18 protein-coding genes are annotated in these 22,268 nt (G+C 58.1%); 12 read left to right on the plus strand and 6 right to left on the minus strand.

The genetic code is table 11. The annotated features are described in order from the left end of the window. The first annotated feature begins 4 nt into the window (after positions 1-4). Positions 5-682, plus strand: a complete 678-nt coding sequence (locus tag M495_RS04360; RefSeq protein WP_020825433.1) for an AroM family protein — start codon at positions 5-7, stop codon at positions 680-682. A 211-nt stretch (positions 683-893) separates the two neighbouring features. Then, a complete protein-coding gene (gene ppnP / locus M495_RS04365) occupies positions 894-1,184 on the plus strand; it encodes a pyrimidine/purine nucleoside phosphorylase (protein ID WP_020825434.1) in 291 nt (96 codons plus the stop codon). Between the two features lie 191 nt (positions 1,185-1,375). Here the strand turns inward: ppnP and rdgC are convergent, their stop codons facing one another. After that, the gene (gene rdgC / locus M495_RS04370; RefSeq protein WP_020825435.1) at positions 1,376-2,287 is read right to left on the minus strand and encodes a recombination-associated protein RdgC; all 912 of its coding nucleotides are present in this window, start codon (positions 2,285-2,287) and stop codon (positions 1,376-1,378) included. An 88-nt stretch (positions 2,288-2,375) separates the two neighbouring features. Next, positions 2,376-4,988, minus strand: a complete 2,613-nt coding sequence (locus M495_RS04375) for an ATP-binding protein (RefSeq protein WP_020825436.1) — start codon at positions 4,986-4,988, stop codon at positions 2,376-2,378. A gap of 141 nt (positions 4,989-5,129) precedes the next feature. Here M495_RS04375 and M495_RS04380 point away from each other — a divergent pair, with 141 nt between their 5' ends. The 6 genes from M495_RS04380 (at position 5,130) to M495_RS04405 (ending at position 11,395) form a co-directional block, all read left to right on the plus strand. After that, positions 5,130-6,650, plus strand: a complete 1,521-nt coding sequence (locus tag M495_RS04380; RefSeq protein WP_020825437.1) for a sugar ABC transporter ATP-binding protein — start codon at positions 5,130-5,132, stop codon at positions 6,648-6,650. 32 nt (positions 6,651-6,682) lie between these two features. Continuing rightward, positions 6,683-7,672, plus strand: a complete 990-nt coding sequence (locus M495_RS04385) for an ABC transporter permease subunit (protein WP_020825438.1) — start codon at positions 6,683-6,685, stop codon at positions 7,670-7,672. Between the two features lie 148 nt (positions 7,673-7,820). Continuing rightward, positions 7,821-8,762: an ABC transporter substrate-binding protein gene (locus M495_RS04390; RefSeq protein WP_020825439.1), complete on the plus strand. Its 942-nt coding sequence runs from the start codon at positions 7,821-7,823 to the stop codon at positions 8,760-8,762. A 61-nt stretch (positions 8,763-8,823) separates the two neighbouring features. Then, positions 8,824-9,510: a D-lyxose/D-mannose isomerase gene (locus tag M495_RS04395; protein ID WP_020825440.1), complete on the plus strand. Its 687-nt coding sequence runs from the start codon at positions 8,824-8,826 to the stop codon at positions 9,508-9,510. An 11-nt stretch (positions 9,511-9,521) separates the two neighbouring features. Continuing rightward, entirely contained in the window at positions 9,522-10,382 is an 861-nt protein-coding gene (locus M495_RS04400) for a ketose 1,6-bisphosphate aldolase (RefSeq protein ID WP_020825441.1), read from the plus strand. Further along, on the plus strand, positions 10,382-11,395 hold the full coding sequence (locus M495_RS04405; RefSeq protein ID WP_020825442.1) for a carbohydrate kinase family protein: 1,014 nt from the start codon (positions 10,382-10,384) through the stop codon (positions 11,393-11,395). The genes M495_RS04400 and M495_RS04405 overlap by 1 nt, the downstream gene beginning before the upstream one ends. Here M495_RS04405 and M495_RS04410 read toward each other — a convergent pair. Next, entirely contained in the window at positions 11,370-12,110 is a 741-nt protein-coding gene (locus M495_RS04410; RefSeq protein ID WP_020825443.1) for a response regulator, read from the minus strand. The genes M495_RS04405 and M495_RS04410 overlap by 26 nt on opposite strands. Before the next feature lie 211 nt (positions 12,111-12,321). On the opposite strand from M495_RS04410, the gene mak reads away from it, so the two are divergent. Next, positions 12,322-13,230, plus strand: coding sequence for a fructokinase (mak, locus tag M495_RS04415; protein WP_020825444.1), 909 nt, complete (start codon positions 12,322-12,324; stop codon positions 13,228-13,230). Positions 13,231-13,487: 257 nt separating this feature from the next. Here the strand turns inward: mak and licT are convergent, their stop codons facing one another. The 3 genes from licT to sbcD form a co-directional block, all read right to left on the minus strand. Further along, entirely contained in the window at positions 13,488-14,330 is an 843-nt protein-coding gene (gene licT, locus M495_RS04420) for a BglG family transcription antiterminator LicT (protein ID WP_041415225.1), read from the minus strand. A 195-nt stretch (positions 14,331-14,525) separates the two neighbouring features. Then, the gene (gene sbcC / locus M495_RS04425; RefSeq protein ID WP_020825447.1) at positions 14,526-17,777 is read right to left on the minus strand and encodes an exonuclease subunit SbcC; all 3,252 of its coding nucleotides are present in this window, start codon (positions 17,775-17,777) and stop codon (positions 14,526-14,528) included. Further along, on the minus strand, positions 17,774-19,006 hold the full coding sequence (sbcD, locus tag M495_RS04430) for an exonuclease subunit SbcD (RefSeq protein ID WP_020825448.1): 1,233 nt from the start codon (positions 19,004-19,006) through the stop codon (positions 17,774-17,776). Before sbcD ends, sbcC begins: the two co-directional genes overlap by 4 nt. Positions 19,007-19,230: 224 nt before the next feature. Here sbcD and phoB point away from each other — a divergent pair, with 224 nt between their 5' ends. Genes phoB through M495_RS04445 form a run of 3 tightly spaced genes read left to right on the plus strand, consistent with a single transcriptional unit; the run spans position 19,231 to position 22,214 of the window. Further along, positions 19,231-19,920 (plus strand): phosphate response regulator transcription factor PhoB, encoded by a 690-nt coding sequence (gene phoB, locus M495_RS04435; protein ID WP_020825449.1) that lies wholly within the window; start codon positions 19,231-19,233, stop codon positions 19,918-19,920. Positions 19,921-19,944: 24 nt separating this feature from the next. Continuing rightward, on the plus strand, positions 19,945-21,261 hold the full coding sequence (phoR, locus tag M495_RS04440) for a phosphate regulon sensor histidine kinase PhoR (protein WP_020825450.1): 1,317 nt from the start codon (positions 19,945-19,947) through the stop codon (positions 21,259-21,261). A gap of 14 nt (positions 21,262-21,275) precedes the next feature. Beyond that, a complete protein-coding gene (locus tag M495_RS04445) occupies positions 21,276-22,214 on the plus strand; it encodes a PstS family phosphate ABC transporter substrate-binding protein (protein WP_020825451.1) in 939 nt (312 codons plus the stop codon). Positions 22,215-22,268: the final 54 nt, after the last annotated feature.

The following is a 22,268-nucleotide window of genomic DNA, read 5'->3' on the forward strand; positions in this document are numbered from 1 at the left end:
CCGGATGAATGCCTCATTTGCCACGCTGACTATCGGCCAGGCGCCGCGTAACGACATCATGCCGCTGCTGTCGGCCTTTCTGCCCGCGGATCAGGTGAGGCATGTCGGGCTGTTGGATGGACTGAGCTTCGGCCAGATTGACCAAGGCTACGCTCCTATGGCCGGTGAGAAGGTGCTGGTTTCACGATTGTTGGACGGTACGCAGGTGAGGCTGGGCGCCTCGCGGGTCGAAAAGGGATTGCAGCAGAAAATCCGTGAGCTGGAAGCCGAGGGCTGTGAAGCGATCCTGCTGCTATGCACCGGAGAATTTGGCCGACTGCACGCCGAACGCGCGCTGTTGCTGGAGCCGGATCGCATTATTCCGCCGCTGATTTCCGCCATTGTCAGCCAGCATCGGGTCGGCATTGTGGTGCCGGTAGCGGAGCAAATCAGCCAGCAAGCAGGCAAATGGCAACGGCTGGCGACGCCGCCCTGTTTCGCCGTGGCCAGTCCCTATCTGGCGGACGACGCGGTGCTGGAACGGGCGGCAAGTGAGTTGCAGCGACAAGGGGCGCAGGTGGTGGTGCTGGATTGCATCGGCTATCACCGCCAGCATCGCGATTTCCTGCAGGCGCGGCTTGAAAGACCGGTGCTGCTGTCCAACGTGCTGGTCGCCAAGTTGGCGGCTGAGCTAATTAACTGATTTTATATAGAATAAATCCTTAGTCTGGCGAATGACAGCGGCTGTCTGGCGCGTTTTTATCAGCGGATCCAGAGTGCCAGGCTGAGGAGCCATTGCCCGGCAGAATTTTACTCTGCGTCGCGATCGCATTTCGCGTGAAAAACCAGTGACAGATCAACCACAATCCCCCAATATGGATTTCCCATAAAGTTGATTACGCGGGTGCCAGTCTATGCTGAAAGTGAACGAGTATTTTGCCGGAAAAGTGAAGTCTATCGGTTTCGATAGTAGCAGCATCGGCCTTACCAGCGTCGGTGTGATGGAAGAGGGTGAGTACACCTTCACCACCGCCCAGCCGGAAGAAATGACCGTGATTACCGGGGCGTTGAAAGTCCTGCTGCCGGGCTCGCCGGACTGGCAGGTGTTTATGCCGGGTGAGAAGTTCTTCGTACCGGGCCACAGTGAGTTCAACCTGCAGGTTGCCGATGCAACCGCTTATCTGTGCCGTTATTTGAGCAAGTAATTCATACCCTTCTTACTTGAAGCTGCTGCGTTGTTGGCTGCATGCGCCCACCCCAGTCACTTACTTGAGTAAGCTCCTGGGGATTCCCGCACTTGCCGCCTAGCTGCAACTCCAATTAATTTGGGTATGCTATCTGTGTTGCGAAGCTACTCATGTGGAACAAAGGCGCAGCGATTTGCGCCTTTGTGTACTTAACGCTGGGCTTCACCACCCAGAGCTTCGATGGTGTTTTTGATTAACGCCGCCAACTCACTGGTCATCAGGATGAAATCGGCATCAAAACGCTGGGCGAAGTCGTCACGATCGATATCGTCATTCTGCTCACGCAGCGTATCGGCGAACTTCAGACGCTTCAACGAGCCGTCATCCGCCAGCACCAGCTGAATGCGCTCTTGCCAGTCCACTGCCAGCTTGGTTACCAGTTTGCCGGCTTCAATATGTACCGCAATTTCATCGCTGATCAGGTTCTGCTTCTTGCAGCGGATCACGCCGCCGTCTTCCAGAATCGCTTTCAGTTCCGCCTCGTCCTGAATAATAAAGCCGGCCGGCAGTTCACCTGAACGCACCCATTCGGTCAGCGTCAGCTCGATCGGGCTTTCCATGGTCAATGGCACTACCGGCAGAGAGCCCAGGCTTTTGCGCAGCAGCGCCAGGGTATCTTCCGCGCGCTTGGCGCTGGCGGCGTCAACCATGATCAGATCGTTAACGGTGTCGATCCACATAAAGGTTTGGTTAAAACGGCTAAAGGCGCGCGGCAGCAGGCTGTGCAGCACTTCGTCTTTCAGCGCGTCTTTTTCGGTTTTCTTCAGTTTACGGTGCTGCTCGCCTTCGAGGCGTTCAATTTTGGCCTGCAGCTCTTGCTTGATGACCGGCGACGGCAGGATTTTTTCTTCCTTACGTGCGCAGATGACGATCTGGCCGTTAACCGCATGCGTCAATGCGTCGCTGTGGGAGCCCATCGGGGAGACCCAGCCGGTTTTCGCCATGTCCTGGCTGCCGCACGGGGTGAAAGCAAAAGCGCTGAGCTGTTTTTCCATTTCATCCGCGTTTAGCGCAACTTCGCGGCTCAAACGGTAAACCATCAAATTCTTAAACCACAGCATAATGTTATCCCTGGCTGGGCGTGCACCTGGCACGCTTATTCATCAAAAGCAGGGCGGCATAATAACGAATCAGAGGCGAAAAATCGCCTCATTCCCTCCGAATTGCGTCGCCGTCCGCGTTTGAACGTCGTGCTCGTTGCAGCGCCAACGCCAGTTGCCGCTGGCTGAAAGGCTTACGCAGCAGTTCAACGTTTGGCAGATTTTCTTCGTGCTGACGGCGGATGTCCTGGCCGCTGATCAGCAGGGCGGTAAGCTGTGGGTTAATCTCTCGCGCCAGCCCAATCACCTGCACGCCGTCCAGTTCGCCCGGCAGCATCAGGTCGCTGATCAGTATGTCTATATCCGGCGTCTGGCGCAGCAGCGCCAAAGCTTCCTGACTGTCCGCGCTGTCCAGCGTCAGGTAGCCGAGCTGGTGCAAGTGTTCGCACAGCGTATGGCGAACGTCATTTTCATCTTCCAGTACCAGCACCAGATTATCCGTGTTCTTGCATTCTTCGAGCTGCGGGGCGGGAACTTCCTCTATCGCCGCCGTAGGCGCTCGCGGGAGCTGCAGGCGCACCAACGTGCCTTTGCCCGGCGCGGTTTCAATCTGGACCCGTCCACCGGACTGGCGGACAAAGCCGTAAACCATCGACAGCCCCAGGCCACTGCCGCTGCCTACCGCCTTGGTGGTGAAGAAGGGTTCGAACACCTGAGCCTTCACCTCTTCCGACATGCCGCAGCCGGTATCAATCACTTCCAGCGCCACCATGTCCTGCTTTTTGCCGCCGCTGCGCACCACCCGTTGGTTGTAGATGCGAATATTCACCACGCCGCTGCGGCCTTCCATCGCATCCCGCGCGTTGACCACCAGGTTGATGAGAGCGTTCTCCAACTGATTGGCATCGATCCAGGCAGGCCAGCCAGGACGCTGTGCCTCGATGCTCAGTGAGAGCGTGCTGGGCAGTGAATGGCGCAACAGCTCCTGCAAATTTTCCACCAGCGATTGCAGCGTGATGGCCTGCGGGTGCAGCGCCTGTTTTCGGGAAAAGGCCAGCAGCCGCTGGGTAAGCTGTGCGCCGCGTTCGGCGGCCTTCAGCGCCCGAATAATGCGCTGTTCGGTCTGTGCGTCCTGCGTTTGTTGAGTGGTCAGTTCCAGGCTGCCGATAATCACCGCCAGCAGGTTGTTGAAATCATGCGCCAGGCCGCCAGTGAGCTGGCCGACCGCCTTCATTTTCTGGCTGTGCAGCAGCGCTTCTTCCAGCGCTTTGCGCTCGGTGCGTTCCAACACCACGTTAACCACGCCACGGTTCGGTACCGGACTGAAGCGTAGCTCTACGGTACGACCATCGCTCAGGCGCAGTTCCTGCGGCTGTGGCAGTTCGCTAGACAGATTGGCCAGCACCGCTTCCCAACGTTGCCCCGCCGGTGGCGTAACCTGTTGCAGTAGCTCGCGGTAGTGCAAACCGCGGTGCAGTTGGTGTTCGTTGAGCCCCAGCAGCAAGGGGTATTGCGGGTTCCACACCACCAGTTGACCGTCGTTATCAAACAGCGCAAAACCGTCGCGCATCGCCAGAAAGGTGGTTTCCAACTGGGTGCTTTTTTCTTTCAGCAGACGGGAGGTCTGCTCCAGCGAGGCGGTGTTACGGGCAAAGACGTTAAATGCCCGAGCCAGCTCGCCCAGTTCGTCGCGGCGTTGCAGCGCCGGTACGCTGACGTCACGTTCGCCGCGCGCCAGCCTCGTCATGGCTCCGGCGATCGCCGTCAGGTTGGAACCGAGATTGCGGTAGATATACAGTCCGGCGAAGCCGGTAATCACCAGTGCCAGCAACGCGAACAGGCCGATAAACCAGCTTATGGAACTGAGCTCATGATGGGTCTGGTGGGTGCGCAGCTCCGACTCGTTGGCCACCTTTTGCACGTAAAGGTTGATATCGTCGTTGAGCATCGCAACTAACGCTTTGATATGGTAGGTGTAATAGGCCAGGGCCAGGTCGCTTTGCTCCAGCTCCAGCGTTTCGGGCAGCAGGCGCTGTTCGCTGAGCCGAAACTGCCGCATTTTCTCGTCTACCAGGACATCCGGGCTGTGTTGCGGCCAGTAGGCCATAACGTTGTCGAGCTGCTGGGCTGCGGCCTTGGGAGTAGGGGTCTGTATGGCGATCGCCAGCAACCGGTCGATCTGGCTAAGCAGCGGCTGCGAGGGCTGGTTGAGGTTATTGCGCTGATTGAGGGTGGCGATATGCCGTAGCGTGCTCTGCGACTGATACAGCCCGCTGAGCAGGATATTGCGCTGCAGATGCCGTTGGTGTCCCAGATCCAGCATGCGCGTTACGCTGCTTTCCAGCGCGTTGCTGCGGCTGATGATGCGCTTGACCAGCGCCGGTTCGCTGTGGGCCAACGGGGCGTCTGCCAGCCGGCTGAGCGAGGTTTGCAGCACCAGTTGCGTTTGCTTCAGCCGGGCGGATTCGCTCTGGTATTCCAGCGCACCCACCACTTGCGAGAGCCGAATAGCCGCGGTCGCCACGTTGGAGGTATCCCGGCTCAGCGCCATGCTGCCGTTCATTTCTGCCAGGGTTTGCGCCTGCATCTGTTCCTGCAGCTTGCCCGCATGGTAGAAACCGAAGATCGCCACGCCGCTGACCATCAGCGTCACCGCCACCACCAGCAGATTGAACATCAACAGGCGCCCACGCGCGCCGGCAAGGAAAGGCAGTCTGCGCATCGAATCCCCCGTAACTGACTGTTCGCAGTATAAATCCCCGTCCCATTAACAATATGACAAAGATGAACGGGCGCTGACATTTTGCATTTATTTATGCGTGGTTAACTGCATGCCATCCGAACCGCAACCTGAGGTATGACGATGAGCGCGACCCCGATTCTGGAAATGCACAACATCGCCAAGAGTTTTGGTCAGTTCTATGCGCTGAAAGGCGTCAACCTGACGGTGTATCGCGGTGAGATCCACGCGCTAATGGGTGAAAACGGCGCGGGTAAAAGTACCTTAATGAAAATATTGGCCGGCGCTTATATCGCCAGCAGCGGGGAAATTTTTATCGATGGGCAGCCGTTCGCCATCAAGGGGCCAAAAGATGCCCTGGCGGCAGGCATCACGCTGATTTACCAGGAAATGAACTTGGCTCCGAATCTGACGGTGGCGGAAAACATTTTTCTGGGCAGCGAGATCCAGCGTGGCGGCCTGGTGAAGCGCGGGCAGATGTTGCTGGAAGCGCAGAAGGTGATCGATCGTTTGGGGGCGCAGTTCAGCGCCGGCGATCGCGTGATGAAATTAACCATCGCCGAGCAGCAACAGGTGGAAATCGCCCGTGCGCTGCACCGTAACAGCCGCATTCTGGTGATGGACGAACCTACAGCGGCGCTTTCTTCACGCGAAACGCATCGACTGTTCGAGCTGATCAAACGGCTGCGCGATGAAGGCATGGCAATCATTTATATCAGCCACCGCATGGCGGAGGTGTACGAGCTGTCGGATCGCGTCAGCGTGCTGCGCGACGGTCAGTATGTTGGCAGCCTGATGCGCGACAAGCTGTCCGCCAGCGAGTTGGTGCGCATGATGGTGGGCCGCCCGCTGAGCGACTTGTTCAATAAGGAACAGGGCATCCCGGTGGGGGAACCTCGCCTGACGCTGCACGGCCTGACTGACGGCAAAAAGGTGAAGCCGGTCAGCCTTCAGGTCCGCGCCGGTGAAATTGTCGGCCTTGCCGGGCTGGTGGGCGCCGGTCGTTCCGAACTGGCGCAGCTGATTTTCGGCGTGCGCAAGTCCAGTGGCGGTACGGTGGAAGTCGACGGCAAGCCGGCCAGTATCCACTCGCCGCGCGATGCCATTGCTCTGGGCATCGGCTTTCTCACCGAAAACCGCAAGGAGCAGGGGTTGTTTCTCGATCTGGCCGCGCATGAAAACATCGTGATGGCGACGCTGGAACGTGACGGTCGCTATGGCCTGCTCAATCGCCGCAAGGCGCAGCGTATTTCCAGTGACGCTATCGGCCTGCTGAATATCCGCGTGCCACATGCTCAGGTGCGGGCCGGCGGCCTGTCCGGCGGTAATCAGCAAAAGTTGCTGATTTCACGCTGGGTAGCCATTGGCCCACGGATCCTGATCCTCGATGAACCGACACGCGGTGTGGACGTGGGGGCCAAGAGCGAGATCTATCGCATCATGAGCCAGATGGCACAGCAGGGCGTGGCGATCCTGATGATTTCCAGTGAATTGCCTGAGGTGGTCGGCATGAGCGACCGGGTTTACGTGATGCACGAAGGCAGCATTGTCGGGGAACTGGGCGGCGGTGAGATCAGCCAGGAAAACATCATGACGCTGGCCACCGGCGTTGACACCACCCAACCGCAGGCGACTACCGCATGAATAATTCCACCCCTACGCTCAAGGAGCCGACCATGACTTCGAATCCATTGCCGCCAGGCGCAAAAAATCCGACGCTGAAACGGGCACTGTTGGGCGATATGATGCAAACCGTCGGTATCTTGCCGATATTGATCCTGATCGTCGCGATTTTCGGCTTTGTTGCCCCGAATTTCTTTACCGATGCCAACCTGCTGAATATCGCCCGGCAGGCGTCGATCAACATCGTGTTGGCGGCGGGCATGACCTTCATCATCCTGACCGGCGGCATCGATCTTTCGGTCGGTTCGATGCTGGGCACCACCGCGGTGGTAGCGATGGCGGTGTCACTGATGCCTGGCATGGCTGGAATGTCGATCCCGCTGGCGCTGTTGGCCGGTTTGGGCATGGGGCTGTTTAATGGTTTTCTGGTGGCCTACGCTGGCCTCCCGCCGTTTATCGTCACCCTCGGTACCTACACCGCACTGCGCGGTGCCGCTTATCTGTTGGCGGACGGCACCACCATCATCAATTCCAATATCAGTTTTGAATGGATCGGCAACGCTTACCTGGGGCCTATCCCCTGGTTGGTGATTATTGCCTTTGCGGTGATTGCCGTGTGCTGGTTCATTCTGCGCCGTACCACGCTGGGGGTTCATATCTACGCGGTAGGCGGCAACATGCAGGCGGCGCGCCTGACCGGGATCAAGGTCGGTGCCGTGCTGCTGTTCGTCTATGGCATGAGCGGCCTGCTGTCCGGGTTGGGTGGGGTGATGAGCGCCTCCCGGCTTTACAGCGCCAACGGCAACCTCGGTATGGGCTATGAGCTGGATGCGATCGCCGCAGTGATTCTTGGCGGCACCAGCTTCGTCGGCGGCATCGGTACCATTACCGGCACGCTGGTAGGGGCGTTGATTATCGCCACCCTGAACAACGGCATGACGTTAATGGGCGTTTCTTATTTTTGGCAGTTGGTGATCAAAGGGGCGGTGATCATCATCGCGGTGTTAATCGACAAGTACCGCACCCGCAATTATCAACACTGATCTACCCGTCCTCTTTCAAGCCGCAGCGTTGTGACTTGCACTCGCTGCCACTGGAAATCCATAGGGCAAGGTTGAGTGAGAAAGAAAGGTTGGTTGGCGCCCACCGGGGCAGGTTTTTCGTATCTCAGAAAATAATGAGGAAAACACTATGCGTTTCAAACCATTGATTACCGCTTTGCTGGTTACCGCCGCGCTCGGCAGTGCTTCGTTGGTGCAGGCGAAAGAGTTGAAATCGATAGGGGTGACGGTGGGCGATCTGGCCAACCCGTTCTTTGTGCAGATCACCAAAGGTGCGGAACTGAAAGCGCGCGAACTGGCCGGTGACAAGGTTAACGTGACGCTGGTGTCGAGCGGTTACGATCTCGGTCAACAGGTGGCGCAGATCGATAACTTTATCGCCGCCAAGGTCGATATGATCATCCTGAACGCCGCAGATTCCAAGGGTATCGGCCCGGCGGTGAAACGCGCCAAAGACGCCGGCATCGTGGTGGTGGCGGTTGACGTAGCGGCCGAAGGTGCCGATGCCACCATCACCTCGGACAATACCCAGGCCGGCGCCATGGCCTGTAATTACATCAGTGATCGCCTGAAAGAGAAAGGCAACGTGGTGATCATCAACGGCCCACCGGTGTCCGCGGTACAGAACCGGGTAGAAGGCTGCATGACCGAACTGAAGAAACACCCGGAGATCAAGCTGCTGTCCTATAACCAGAACGCCAAGGGCAGCCGTGAAGGCGGGCTGGAGATCATGACCGCGCTGTTGGCGGCCAATCCGAAGATCGACGGCGTATTCGCGATTAACGATCCTACGGCGATCGGTGCCGATCTGGCCGCCAAGCAGGCGCAGCGCAGCGAGTTCTTCATCGTTGGCGTAGACGGATCGCCAGATGGCGAAGAGGCGCTCAAGCGCGGCAACTCGCTGTTTGTGGCAACCCCGGCACAGGATCCGCAGGTGATGGCGGCCAAGGCGGTCGAGATCGGTTACGAAATCCTGCAGGGTAAACCCGCACCAACCGGGCCGGTGCTGATCCCGGTCACCATGATCGATAAAAACAATATCGGCAGCTACAAAGGCTGGACGGTGAAATAACCTGCTATCGGCGGGGTCTGCTATTCAGGCCCCTCATTTCATCCCCACTTTCGGAGGCGATATGAACCGTTCCGCCGTGAACCAGATTCTGCAACAAACCCAGCATTTTTTTGCCCGCTTCGACGTCCATCTGCCGCCCTTTGCGCACTTTAGCCCAACCGTCTGGCGTCAGCTCGATCGTCAGCCGTGGCAGGAGGTATTCGACCTGAAGCTGGGTTGGGACGTCACGGCGTTCGGCGGTGAGGATTTTGCTCACAAGGGGCTGACGCTGTTCACGTTGCGAAACGGTTCGCCCGGCGGTCAACCTTATGCCAAATGCTATGCGGAGAAAATCATGCATTGCCGCGAAGCACAGGTGACGCCGATGCATTTCCACTGGCGCAAGCGGGAAGACATCATCAATCGCGGTGGCGGCAACCTGATCGTCGAGCTGCATAACGCCGATCCGCAGGAAGGGCTGGCCGACAGCCCGGTGAGCGTGACCCTGGACGGTTGCCGACAGACTCACGCCGCCGGTTCACGCCTGCGGCTGGCGCCGGGGGAAAGCATCTGCCTGACGCCGGGCATCTATCACAGCTTTTGGGGCGAGGAAGGTTTCGGCGACGTGTTGGTGGGTGAGGTTTCGACGGTGAATGACGATGACAACGATAACCGTTTCCTGACGCCGCTCAGCCGCTTTAGCCAGATCGAAGAGGATCAGCCGCCCCAGTGGTTGCTGTGTAACGAATACTTGCGCTTTATCGATTAAGGAGATGCACCATGGCATTGATTTCACTGGCACAGGGGTTAGCGCATGCGCGTCAACACGGCTATGCGCTGGGTGCGTTCAACGTGCTCGACAGCCATTTCCTTCGCGCGTTGTTTGCCGCGGCGCAGGCCGCGCGATCGCCCTTTATCATCAATATTGCCGAAGTCCACTTTAAGTACGTGTCGCTGGAGTCTTTGGTCGCGGCGATCAAAAGTGAGGCGGCGCAGCACGACATTCCGGTGGTGTTGAACCTCGATCACGGTCTGCATTTTGAGGCGGTGGTGCAGGCATTGCGTCTCGGATTCAGCTCGGTGATGTTTGACGGTTCCGGCCTGAGTTATGAAGAAAATGTGCGTCAAACGCAGGAAGTGGTGCGCATGTGTCATGCGGTGGGCGTCTCGGTGGAGGCCGAATTGGGTGCCGTCGGCGGTGACGAAGGCGGTGCTCTGTATGGTGAGGCCGACAGCAATAAATTTACCGACCCGCAGCGGGCGCGCGAGTTTGTCGAATTGACCGACATCGATGCACTGGCGGTGGCGATCGGCAACGCGCACGGCAAATACAAGGGCGAACCTAAGCTCGATTTCGAAAGACTGGCGGCTATCCAGCAGCAGGCAGGCATTCCTTTGGTGCTGCACGGCGGTTCCGGCATCAGCGATGCAGACTTCAAGCGGGCCATCGGCCTGGGCATTCACAAAATCAACTTCTATACCGGCATGTCGCAAGCGGCACTGGGGGCGATTGAACAGCGGATGACGCAGCGTCACGCGATTTATGATGAGTTTGCCGAAGTGCTGTTGGCGGTGGAGCGGTCGATCAGCGAAGTGGTGCAGCAGCAGATGCATATTTTCGGCAGCGCCGGGCGGTTGTGATGAGCCGGCGTGGCATTGTTTCTGCCGGGAACATGCTGGTGGATCATGTCCATCAAATTGCGCATTGGCCTCAGCCGGGCTGGCTGGTGGAGATTGAACATAGCCAGCGTGCCACCGGCGGTGCGCCGCTTAATGTATTGCTGACGCTGGCGCGCATGGAAACCGGTTTGCCGCTGGCGGCGCTGGGGCTGATCGGCTGCGATGCCGATGGTGACTATATTTTGCAAATGCTGGCGCAGTACCAAGTCGACAGCGGCCGGGTGCGTCGCAGCGAAACGGCGATGACCTCGATGTCGCAGGTGATGACCGAGCCGGGTGGACAGCGGACCTTTTTCCATGCGCCGGGCGCGAATCGGTTGTTGGACCTCGGCGATTTTGACGCGCTGCACAGCAATCATAAAATTTTCCACCTGGGCTATCTGCTGCTGCTCGACAGCCTGGATTGTCCGGACGAGGAATTCGGCACCCGTAGCGCACGCCTGCTGGCGCAAATGCAGCAGCGCGGTTACCAGACTTCGTTGGATCTGGTGTCGCGCCAGGGCGATCCTCGTTATCGGCCTTTGGTGTTGCCGGCGCTGCGCTGGCTGGACTATCTGGTGATCAACGAGCTGGAAGCCGGTGAGTTTACCGGACTGGCGCTGCGTACGGCTAATGGCTCGTTACAGCAGTCACTGATGGCGCAGGCCGCAGAACAATTATTGCAGGCCGGTGTGCGGCGGCGGGTGGTGATCCATTGCCCGGAAGGGGCTTACGGGCTGGAGAGCGGTGGCGAAGCGCGTTGGCAACCCTCATGGCGGGTGAGGCAAGCTGAAATCGTCGGCAGCGTCGGCGCCGGTGATGCGTTCTGCGCCGGCGTGCTGTACGCCAGCCATGAAGACTGGCCTTTGGTGGAGACCCTGCAGCTGGCGCATGCCTGTGCGCGTTTCAACCTGCTGTGCGCCAATGCTATCGACGGTGCTCGGCCGCTGCCGGAACTGCAGGATTTTATCAGGCGGCAGCCACCGGCTGGCTGACGTCGGCGGCAAAGACGTAACCCAGCCCGCGAATGGTGCGGATCAGTTCGGGCTGGTGCGGATTGATTTCGATCTTGCGGCGCAGCCGCATGATCAGCACGTCGATAGTGCGATCGAAGACCTCCAGCGTTTCGCCGTGGGTCAGCTCCAGTAGGCGATCGCGGGTCAGTACTTTACGCGCATGTTGTACCAGCGCCAGCAACAAGCCGTATTCGCCCTGAGTCAGATCGACAGCCTGGCGCTGAGGGTTGTGCAGCGTGCAGCGGCTGGTGTCCAGACACCAGCCGTTGAACTGCCAGCCCTCCGCTCTGGTCTGGCCGACAGCGGCAGGTTCCAACGCCAGCGCACCGGTACGGCGCAAAACCGCCTTGGCGCGAGCGACCACCACGCGTGGATTAAAGGGTTTGGCGATGTAATCGTCGGCGCCCATTTCCAGGCCGACCACCACGTCGGACTCGGCACCGAGACCGGTCAGCATCACCACCGGCAGATCCGGACGCAGGCGGTGGATCTGCTGTAACACCAGCAGGCCGTTGGTGTCCGGCAGGATCAGATCCAGCAGCACCAGCGCAATATCCGGCTGCTTGCTGAGTAGCGTCAGCGCCTCGCTGCCCCGGTGGCAGGCATGTACGGTAAACACGTGCTCATTGAGCACGTCACAAAGCAGATCACAGATAGCGGGATCGTCGTCGACGATCAATATGGCAGGTTTCATCGCTGCTCTCCGAATTTTATGATGCGTAAAAATGTTATCAATAGGTTAACTGATAAAATCCAGTGTACCCGATGGCTAATTAATAAGCGGCAGCCGGTGCGGTTCTGATGCGGAAATTGCCATCGCCGTCACACTCGGCGTTAATGGGGTGATCCCGAAAGCCGGTTACATTAGGCTGTAGCAACGTTGTTGTGCATTGAGGAGAAAAATCGTGCGCATTGGTATCGACCTGGGTGGCACCAAAATTGAAGTGATCGCGTTGGCCAACGACGGACGGGAACTGTTCCGCCATCGTATTGCCACGCCGCGCCATGACTATCAGCAAACGCTGGAGGCCATCACCGGTCTGGTGAAACTGGCGGAAGAAAATACTGGGCAGCAGGGATCGGTCGGGGTGGGCATTCCCGGTACGCTGTCGCCTTATACCGGCTTGGTTAAAAACGCCAACTCGGTGTGGCTCAACGGCCAACCTCTGGACAAAGACCTGTCTGCGATGCTGGCGCGTGAAGTCCGTATCGCCAACGACGCCAACTGCCTGGCGGTTTCGGAAGCTACCGACGGCGCGGCCGCCGGCAAACAAACGGTGTTTGCGGTGATTATTGGCACCGGCTGCGGCGCAGGGGTGGCGATCAACGGCCAGGCGCATTCGGGCGGTAACGGCATCTCTGGCGAATGGGGGCATAACCCGTTGCCGTGGCTGGACGATGACGAACTGCGTTTTCGTGCAGAGGTTCCCTGCTACTGCGGCAAGCAGGGCTGTATCGAGACCTTTATCTCCGGCACCGGCTTTGCCAGCGATTATGCGCGCCTGAGCGGTAATCCGCTAAAGGGGCATGAGATCATGGCGCTGGTGGCGCAGGGAGATACCCTGGCGGAGCAAGCCATTAGCCGCTATGAGCTGCGGTTGGCCAAATCGCTGGCGCACGTGATCAATATTTTTGATCCAGACGTGGTGGTGTTGGGCGGCGGTATGAGCAATGTGGACCGTCTTTATCAGCGTGTGCCGCAGTTGGTGAAATCCTGGGTTTTCGGTGGCGAGTGTGAAACCCCGATCCGTAAAGCCGTTCACGGTGACTCCAGCGGCGTACGCGGTGCAGCCTGGCTGTGGCCGCAAGTGTAACTGTTGCAAAAAAGCGCGGGCCTGCTCGCGCTTTAATCCATTCACCGTATAAAAACCAGACCGCCCTCTGTGCTTTAGCTAACTTAGCTGATGAATGAGGCGTCTGCTGCTGGATACCCATGCGCTAATCTGGTATTTGTCAGCGCGACCAGCATTTGGGAGATTTCGATCGCATGCTGCTCGCCCAGGCACAGGCCGAAGGGTTGACGCTGGTTTCCGCCGTACGGCATTCGGGTGTTTGACGCCCGTCGCTAAACCTATCTTGCCTCGCTTTCGCTGCGCACCCGTTCGATATGAATGGTCAGAAACATCATCTCTTCCCGCGTGAGTTGATGCTGATAGTTTTTTTCGATGTGCTGATTGATCTTGCCTGCGCAGGCAAAGGAGTCAGGGTACTTTTCTTTCACCACCAGATAGAGTGAGTCGTCATCGCTGTCGACGTAGTTTTTACCCAGCAGACGCTGGGCGAAGAACTTCAGGTGAGTGATAAAGCGGTGATAGCTCAGGGCTTCTTCGTTGTAGTCAAAACGGAAATGGTATTTGACGATATTCAGGATTTCCTGCATGACGCGAGTGATATGCAGGGTGTTGTGCATTTCATCGTTCAACTGGGCGTTGACCAGGTGCAGGGCAATAAACCCGGCTTCGTCCTCCGGCAGCGTGGTGCCCAGCCGTTCGGCGATCAGCGTCAGTGCCTCCAGCCCGACGGCAAATTCGGCCGGGTAGAGCTTCTTGATTTCCCACAGCAGCACGTTTTTGATGTCCAGCCCCTGGGCATGGCGTTGCAGCGCAAAGTGGATGTGATCGGTCAGCGTGATATAAACAATGTTATGCAGCTTGCCCGGCAAGCGCTGGCGGGCGAGGGTGATGATTTTGTCGGCCGTGGTCACGCAGGCCAGGGGGATCTCCGACAGCAGCGTTTTAAAGCGCTCGGCCATTTCGCTGCCGTTAAGGGTGAAGACCTTCTCGATCAGGTTTTCGTCCAGCAGATCGCCAGCCTTCTTTTTAAAGCCGATACCTTTTCCCATAACCACCGTCTCTTCCTGACGGTCGTCCAGCGTAATCACCACGTTATTATTAAGTATTTTTGCGATCTTCATGGTTTTTCCCGGATGTTTCAGCATGCTGAAAACGAAAAAACCTGACGTCCAGGAGCGATCCCGTGCGTCAGGTTTTGCCTGTATATTTACAGTAACAATCCTGTTATCGATAGCATCATAAACCTTGTCAGCGGCGGCTCAATGTTTTTGACCGGGGAGTGACGCCACGGTCACATTTCCGAGCTCAGAGTCACGTTATTCCAGCCGGAACTGCGGCTCCAGCCGGCTGATACCCAGGCCGTTCACCTTTTTCACCTTAATCTGCACTGGAATACGATCTTTCATGGCTTCAACGTGGCTGATCACGCCGATGGTTTTGCCGGAGGCGTTCAGGCTGTCCAGTGCGTCCAGCGCGGTGTCCAGAGTTTCCGCATCCAGCGTACCGAAGCCCTCGTCAAGGAACAACGAATCGATACTGGTCTTGTGGCTGACCAGATCGGACAGCGCCAGCGCCAGCGCAAGGCTCACCAGGAAGCTTTCACCGCCGGACAGGGTTCGAGTGTCGCGCAGTGCGTCCGCCTGCCAGGTGTCCACCACCTGCAATTCCAGTGCATCACTGGTTTTGCGCTGCAGCAGATAGCGGCCGTGCAACCGGCCCAACTGGTTATTGGCCAGGTACACCAGATGATCGAGCGTCAGTCCTTGGGCAAACTTACGGAATTTATCCCCCTCTTTGGAGCCGATGAGCTGATTGAGGTAGCTCCAGTCGTCGTATTGTTGCTGACTTTGGCTGATTTGCTCAAACAGCGACTGCTGATTGAGACGGCGCGCGGCATCACTTTCCAACTGGTTGCGCACTTCACCCTGTCGGAGCTGCAGAGTTTTGAGCTGCTGCGCCAGCGCGGCCAGATCCTGGCCCAGGGTTTGGGGATCGGCCTGGCTTTCATCCAGCCCTTCCGGACGCTGTTGGCGTTGCTGTTCCAGATTGGCTACGGCCTGGGTCAGCAGGGCGCTGGCTTCAACCTGCCGTTGCTGCAGCTGCTCTTTGCGCCGTTGCAATTGTTGGCGCTGATCGTCATTCAACAGGGCAGCGTTGAAGGCCGCTTCGTCGTCGAATTCGCTGGTGGACAACGCTTGCAGCCAATCTTGCTCCGCCTGTTGCAGCCGTTCGGCCAGGTGCAACAGCTGTTGCTGCAACCCGGTGAGTTGCCCGCCAAGACGATCGCGTTGTTCCTGCGCCTTCTGCCAGTGCTCTGCGGCCAGTTGTATAGCCTGTTCGCAGGCCGTCTGCCGGGCACGCAGCTGTTCACGCACCTGCACGATTTGCTGTTCGCCAAACAGCGCCAGCCGCTGCGTACGTTGTTCGCCCAGAGCTTGCTCTGCTTCTTGACGCTGTTGCTGCAGGCGTTGCTGCTGCGATTGGGCCTCGGCGTGGCTTTTTTCCAGCAGGCTGAAACGCTCGTCCAGCAGTGCCTTTTCTTGCTGCGCCTGTTGCTGCTGTGTCTGCAGTGCGGCCAACCGGTCTTTAGCCTGCTGTACCGCCTGGGCTGCCTGCTCGTGTTGCAGCAGACTGGCCTGAGCCTGACGCTCCTCATTGTCGCAGTCGCTTAACCACTGGCTAAGGCGAGCGGTGTCCTGCAGATCAAAATCAAACGCCAGAGGCGTGCTGAGGGTTTGCCATTGCTGACGATGAGCGGCCAGCTGTTGTTCATCTTGGCCGATAAGATGTTGCTGGCGCTGCAGTTGCTCTTTCAGGCTTTCGCAGCGGGTGCGCAGCTCGGTGCCCTGGGTGTACAAAGCCTCGGTTTTGACGCGCATATCGGCCAGACGCAGTGCTGTCTCAGAGGGTTTTACCGCCTGATACTGTTCGATGGCCGGATGCTCGGAAGATCCGCACAGTGGACAAGGTTCGCCGGTTTGCAGGCGAGCGCGTTCCGCCTCCAGGCTGACGATGCGTTGCTCCAGCTCAAGGGCTTTCTCTACGTCCGTCTGATGTGCTTTTTGCTGTTTGTACTGCTGGCGTGTTTCTTCAAGCTGCTTTTCAAGCTCGCTGAGCTGGGTCTGACGGGCCGTGAACTCCTTGCGTTGTTGTTCCAGACGTTCGCTGACCTGGCCAAACAGCGAGGAGAGGGTAAATAATTTCTGGCGCACCGGACGCAGCTCGGCCAGTTCGGTCTGACGTTGGCGCAGCGCTGTTAGGGGGGCTTGGGCTTCCAGCGCATTTTGCTGCTGTTGCTGCGCTGCCAGTGCGGCAGTGAGGCCGTTAAGCTGCTCCTGCTGCTGTCCGGTCTGGGCGGTGAGCCGGGCTCGTAAAACCTCGAGTTGTTCCAGCTCCGCTTGTTGCTGAGCATACTGTTGCGTGGCGGCATCGCAGGCCTGTTGCAGTTCTGTCTGCGTTTTTTGCAACTGGGTTATCTGGTGGTCGAGCGGGACGATCTGCTCGTCGATCAGACGTTGTTGGATCTGCTGGTGTTCGACATGCGCCTGCAGTTGAGCACGTGCTTGTTCCACTGCCTGCTGCAACGGGGTCATCTGGGCAAGCTGTTGCTCCTGTTGCTGCGTCAACTGGGCAATCTGCTGTTGTAGCGCCTGTTGATCGCTGCGGCAGCGGTTGCGTTCGTTGAGCAGTGGGCGCAGTTTCTCTGCCGGCTCGCTGCGCGCCAACTGCTGCAGCTGGGGTTCTGCCTCAGCCTGCTCCTGTTGTACGGCGCTCAACTGACGCTGGTATTCCTGCTGTTTCTGCTGCGTCTGCTGCCATTGCTGTAGCCAGTTTAACGCCCGTTGCTGACGCTGGGTCTGTTCGCTGAGGGTATTTTCCTGCGAACTGAGCTCCACGAGCTGGCTTTCCAGCTGTTGGCGCTGTTCTTCGTTCAGCAACTCAATGCCGCTGGCGCGCTGATGCAACGCGTCCAGATCGGTTTTGGCCTGTTTGTGCTGCTCGAAAACGCGCTCGGAAAGCTGGCCGTAAATCTCGGTGCCGGTCAACTCTTCCAGCAGTTCGGCCCGATCATTGGCATCGGCATTCAGGAAGGCAGCGAACTGCCCCTGAGACAACATCATCGATTTGGTAAAACGACCGAAATCCAGTCCGGTGATCGCGGCGGTAAGATCCAGCTTGTCGCGGACTTTATCGGCCAGGATCTTGCCGTCATCGCGCAGCGCCAGCTCCACCTTCGGCGCCTGCAGGTTGCCGTCCGGGGAGTTTTTGGCACGGCGCTGGCTCCAGAACGCGCGGTAACCGACGCCTTTAACCTCAAACTCGACCTCCGCCAGCGACTCGGCGGTGTGGCGGGTCATCAGCTCATTTTGGCTTGGCGTGACATTCAGGCGCGGCGTCTGGTGGTACAGTGCCAGACAGATGGCGTCCAGCAGGGTGGTTTTACCCGCGCCGGTGGGGCCGGTGATGGCAAATAATCCGTTGCTGGCGAAGGGCTCGACGGTGAAGTCTATCTTCCATTCCCCCTGCAGCGAATTGAGGTTTTTTAATCTCAGGCTGAGGATTTTCATTGGTTCGGCTCCTGATCCTGGTGCCGTACGGCTTCGACCACCTGTTGGAACATCTGACTCATTCGCTGTTTGCGCGCTTCGGCCATCTCGGGTTCCTGCGCCAGCCGCCGCTCAAAGACCTCGGTGACGCTCAGTTCGTTGAGCGTTTCTTTGTCTTGCTGTTCAATGGCCTGGCGACGCTGCTCCTTACTGCGGCGCAGCAGCACGACCTCTACTGGTAGTTGATCGGCCAGCAGCTGAATGCGACGCTGAATGTCGCTAAGGTAATCCTGGGTCGCCACTTCGATATCCAGCCATACCGGTAATTCACCCTGATAATCGGCGAACAGCCGTAATTGTTGCTCGATCTGCGCCAAATCTCCCTTAATGAGCTGCATTGGTTGGAAGCTTGGGATCTCCAACGCGCTGACTTGCTGCAGGGCACCCGCCGCGAAATCCACCATAAACACGCTTTTGGCCTTGCCCAACTCGTCAAAACTGAGCGGGATAGGGGAGCCGCTGTAGCGAATATGTTCAGATTTGGCGACGTTTTGCGCGCGATGAATATGCCCCAGCGCGATGTAATCGGCCGGCGGGAACGCTTGTGCGGGGAAGGCGTCCAGCGTACCAATATAGATGTCGCGCACCGAGTCGGACGTGGTGACGCCGACGGTGGTCAGATGGCCGGTAGCGACGATGGGCAGCGGCAAGCCCAGCGCATCACGGCGCGCACAGGCGGCCTGGTACAGGGTGTGATAGTGGTCGGCGATAGACTCTTGCAGCGCCTGCTGTTTTTGCACCCCGGACTCACCGGCGCGGCTGGTGAGCAGATCGCGCGGGCGCAGAAAAGGAATGGCGCACAATACCGCACCCGGTTGGCCGTCGCGTTGATTCAGCACCAGCACCTGTTGTTCGATTTCGCTCTGCGCATTGGCGATCACGGTGGTATTCAGGCAGGAAAGTAATTCACGCGATTCATTTAAGGTGGCCACGGAGTCGTGATTGCCGCCCAACACCACCAACTGGCAGCCGGTACGCTGCAGTTCCACCACGAAGCGGTTATACAGCTCGCGGGCGTAGCTTGGCGGCGAGCCGGTATCGAACAGATCCCCGGCGACGATCAGCGCGTCCACCTGGTGTTGTTCGATCTGTTCGATCAGCCAGCGCAGAAAGGCCTGATGCTCGGCGGCGCGGCTTTTGGTGAAAAAGTACTGGCCAAGATGCCAGTCAGAGGTGTGGATCAGGCGCATGACACTCCCGGGGCGATAGGGTAATGGCGGTGATTATAAAGGGCGTTGCGGCGGCTGTCGTGACGCAATCATTATGACAACTGAATGATTTTTCTTTGACGTTGGAAATAATCGCTATGCTTACTGCCTATAACAGCCCGCTTTTTTCATAAAAGTGTCACAAAACTGACGCATAATGGCGCCCGCAATCAACTGTGATCGCTAACACATTGGCAGGATTGACGATGGCAAGACGCATACTGGTGGTGGAAGACGAAGCGCCGATCCGTGAGATGGTGTGCTTTGTGTTGGAACAGAATGGTTACCAACCGTTGGAAGCTGAGGATTATGACAGCGCCGTGACGCGCCTGTCTGAGCCGTTCCCTGATTTAGTGTTGCTCGACTGGATGTTACCCGGGGGATCCGGCATTCAGTTTATTAAACATATGAAACGTGAAGCGCTGACCCGCGATATTCCGGTGATGATGTTGACCGCGCGCGGTGAAGAAGAAGACCGGGTGCGCGGCCTGGAAGTCGGGGCGGATGATTACATCACCAAACCCTTCTCACCGAAGGAACTGGTGGCGCGCATCAAGGCGGTAATGCGCCGTATTTCACCGATGGCGGTGGAAGAAGTGATTGAAATGCAAGGGCTGAGCCTGGACCCTTCCTCACACCGCGTGATGGCTAACGAACAAGCGCTGGATATGGGGCCGACCGAGTTCAAGCTGTTGCACTTCTTTATGACCCATCCTGAACGTGTTTATAGCCGTGAGCAGTTGCTTAATCACGTCTGGGGCACTAACGTTTATGTGGAAGACCGCACCGTTGACGTGCACATCCGTCGGCTCCGTAAGGCGTTAGAGACCAGTGGTCATGACAAAATGGTTCAAACCGTTCGGGGCACCGGCTACCGATTCTCAACGCGCTACTGATCGCGCCGCGCTGGAGAATATGCCGTGTTAGAACGTCTATCCTGGAAGAGGCTGGCCCTGGAGCTGGCCCTTTTCTGCCTGCCTGCCTTACTGTTGGGGCTGATTTTCGGTTATCTGCCCTGGCTGCTGCTGGCCTCCGTGCTGGCGGCGTTGGTATGGAATTTCTACAATCAACTCAAACTTTCCCACTGGCTGTGGGTTGACCGCAGCATGACGCCGCCGCCTGGCCGCTGGAGCTGGGAACCGCTGTTTTACGGCTTGTATCAGATGCAGCAACGGAACCGTCGTCGGCGCCGTGAGCTGGCGCTGTTGATCAAACGCTTCCGTAGCGGAGCGGAATCGCTGCCCGATGCGGTAGTGATGACTACCGTCGAAGGCAATATCTTTTGGTGCAACGGGCTGGCGCAGCATTTGCTGGGTTTCCGCTGGCCGGAAGACAATGGCCAGCACATTCTCAACCTGTTGCGTTATCCGGAGTTCAGTCACTATCTGCAACAGCAGGAGTTCTCCCGCCCTTTGACGCTGCAACTGAATAACGAGCATTACGTCGAGTTTCGTGTGATGCCCTACTCCGAAGGGCAATTATTGATGGTAGCCCGCGATGTGACCCAGATGCGTCAACTGGAAGGGGCTCGGCGCAACTTCTTCGCTAACGTCAGCCACGAGCTGCGCACGCCGCTGACGGTATTGCAGGGTTACCTGGAAATGATGAGCGACGAAGAGCTGGATGGTTCGCTGCGCGGTAAGGCGTTGGGCACCATGCAGGAGCAGACTCGCCGCATGGACGGACTGGTCAAGCAACTGCTGACGCTGTCGCGCATCGAGGCGGCGCCTAACGTTGAAATGAACGAGCGGGTTGATATCCCCCTGATGTTGCGGGTGTTACAACGTGAGGCGCAATCGCTGAGCGGCGGCAACCACGAAATCACCTTCCGGGTGAATGAGCAGTTGAAAGTGTTCGGTAACGATGACCAACTTCGCAGTGCGGTGTCGAATCTGGTGTATAACGCCGTCAATCATACGCCGAAAGGCACCAATATTGAGGTCAGCTGGCAGCAGACGCCAAGCGGCGCGCAGTTTCAGGTCAGTGATAATGGGCCGGGTATCGCGGCCGAACATATTCCCCGTTTGACCGAACGCTTCTACCGCGTTGACAAAGCTCGTTCACGCCAGACCGGCGGCAGTGGGCTGGGGTTGGCGATCGTCAAGCATGCGCTCAGTCACCACGATGCGCGGCTGGAGATCCTTAGCGAGCAGGGCATCGGCACCCGATTTATCTTTACCTTGCCTAACCGGTTGATTGTTCCCGCAGCTTTGTCAGAGAATGCGGTGAAAAATTAACGCGAGAGGCTGGCATGATCCGAATCACCCGAGGGCTGTTGCTTTGCCTGGCGCTGTTGGCAAGCCGAGGCGCGCTGGCACAGCCGGATGGCATGCTGTCCGGCAACCTGTCTAGCGTCGGCTCCGATACGCTGGCGAACCTGATGGCGCTGTGGGCGCAGGACTTCAGCCAGCATTATCCCAACGTTAATCTGCAAATCCAGGCCGCCGGTTCCTCCACGGCGCCAACCGCATTGGCGGCTGGTGCAGCGCAGCTTGGCCCGATGAGTCGCCCGATGAAGGCCGCGGAAGTCTCTGCATTCGAGCATCGTTACGGTTATGCGCCGTTGGCGGTACCGGTCGCGGTCGATGCGCTGGTGGTGCTGGTGCATCAGGACAATCCGCTGCGCGGTCTAAATCTGCAGCAGCTCGACCGAATTTTCTCCGCGACTCTGCGCTGTGGCGAGAGCCAGCCTCTGACGAGGTGGGGGGAACTGGGGCTGGCCGGTGATTGGCAACAGCGTGCGCTGCAACGTTTTGGACGTAATTCGGCCTCCGGCACCTACGGCTATTTCAAACTGCGTGCGCTGTGCGGCGGCGATTTTATGCCGCGCGTCAATGAGCTGCCGGGCTCGGCTTCAGTCGTGCAGGCGGTGGCCGGTTCGCTGAACAGTATCGGCTATGCCAGCATCGGTTTTCGCGCCAGCGGCGTACGGCTGTTGCCGTTAGCGGAGACCGGCCAAAACTATGTGACGCCAAATGACGCCAACGTGCGTAACGGCAGCTATCCGTTGTCGCGCTATCTGTATATTTACATTAATAAAGCGCCCAACCAGCCGCTGGAGCCGCTGACGGCGGCATTTCTCGATCGCGTGCTGTCGGACACCGGGCAAAATCTGGTCAATCACGACGGCTATCTGCCACTGCCGCCTCAGACTCTGCAGAAAACCCGCCTGGCGCTGGGCCTGCAATAAGCCTGCCTCTGGGCACCTTGGGTGCCCAACATGAATTTCTTTCATCCCCTGTGA

The organism is Serratia liquefaciens ATCC 27592, from assembly GCF_000422085.1.
GTDB classification, from domain to species: domain Bacteria; phylum Pseudomonadota; class Gammaproteobacteria; order Enterobacterales; family Enterobacteriaceae; genus Serratia; species Serratia liquefaciens.